This window comes from Solimonas fluminis (assembly GCF_002930645.1).
Classification (GTDB): Bacteria; Pseudomonadota; Gammaproteobacteria; order Nevskiales; family Nevskiaceae; genus Solimonas_A; species Solimonas_A fluminis.
Window position 1 is genome coordinate 1 of sequence record NZ_PSNW01000029.1, and the last position, 1496, is coordinate 1496.

At 68.4% G+C, this 1496-nt stretch carries 1 pseudogene; it reads right to left on the minus strand.

Annotated features, from left to right (window positions below):
* A pseudogene (locus tag C3942_RS21830) lies at positions 1–1496 on the minus strand (RHS repeat protein); the annotation flags it as partial.

The following is a 1496-nucleotide window of genomic DNA, read 5'->3' on the forward strand; positions in this document are numbered from 1 at the left end:
GCCGTCGGTCAGGCTGTCCAGGCGGTTGCTGGTGGGGCTGGTCGTGTAGTCGGTGGTACCCGCCGTGCCGGTCTGCTGGCTGCGGTTGCCGTTGGCGTCGTAGCCGTAGCCGATGTTGAAGCTGGCTCCCAGGTAGCTGGTCAGGCGGTCCAGGGCGTCGTAGCCGTAGGTCTTGGTGCCGGTCAGGTGGGACAGGCCGCCGTGGGTCAGGCCGGTGAGGCGGTCGGCGGTGTCGTAGCCGAGGCTGCCCAGGCTGTGGGCGGTCATGCGGCCGGAGAGGTCGAAGCTCTGGCTGACCTGCTGGCCGTTGGCGAAGTCCCATTGGCGGATGGGGCCGAAGGGTTCGTCCTGGAGGTTGCTGGCCACGGGGTTGCCGTCCAGGGTGACGCTGGTCAGGCGGTTCAGGGTCCAGTGGTAGCCCACGACCTTGCCGGAGGGCAGGGTCTGGGTGGCCAGGCGGCCGGCGCTGTCGTAGCTGTAGCCGGTGACCAGCGTTCTGGTGCCGACCACCTGGGTCTGGCTGGCGACGCGGCCGTGGGGGGTGTAGGTCCAGGCCAGCGAGGCGCCGGGGCCGCTGATGCCGGTGAGCCGGCCCTTGCCGTAGGGGCCGGCGTCGTAGCTGTAGCTGATGCTGGGGCCGCCGGTGTAGGCAGCCTGGGTCAGCCGGTTGAGGGCGTCGTAGGTGTAGCTGACGAGCTGGCCCTTGGCGTCGGTACGGGTCTTGAGGTTGCCGGCGCTGTCGTAGGTGGCGGTGCTGGTGCCGGTGTCCGGGCTCTGCAACTGGGTGACGTCGCCGTGGGCGCTGCGCGTGTAGGTGGTGACCAGGCTCCGGGGGTCGGTGACGCTAGTGAGTTCGTCGCGCGGGTTGTAGGCGTATTGCGTGACGCCGTTGCCCGGATCGGTGACCTGGATCAGGCGGTCCAGGGCGTCGTAGCCGCGGGTGGTGACCTGGCTGCCATTGACCGTGGTGGTGGACAGATTGTGGTTGTCGTCATAGCCCAGCTGCGTAAGCTGGCCGTTGCCGCCCTGGATCTGTCTCAGGCGGTTGAGGCCGTCGTAGAGCCGCGCCTGGCTGCGGCGCAGCAGGTTGGACGGGTCGTAGACCTTTTCCTCGAGGCGGTTGCCGGCCCAGTCCAGGGTGTATTCGATGCGGTTGCCGTCCGGGTCGGCGATGCCGGTCAGGCGGTGGGCGGCGTCGTAGCTGTAGGCCAGCCAGGCACCGTCCGGGGTCGTGACCTTCTTGAGCTGGCCGACCTTGTCGTACTCGAAGCTCGTGGTCTCGCCGGCCGTGTTTCGAGTCTTCAGCCGTTGCCGGGCATCGTAGGTCAGCAACGTCTCGACGCCGTTGGCGTCGACCAGGCGCAGCGGGTTGCCGTGCGCGTCGTGGTCGGTGATCTGCGTGACCTGCCCCAGGGCGTTGGTCACCTGACTCAGGTTGTTCTGGCCGTCATAGGCGAAGCTGCTGATGTCGCCGACGTCGGTGCGAGGACCGTTGA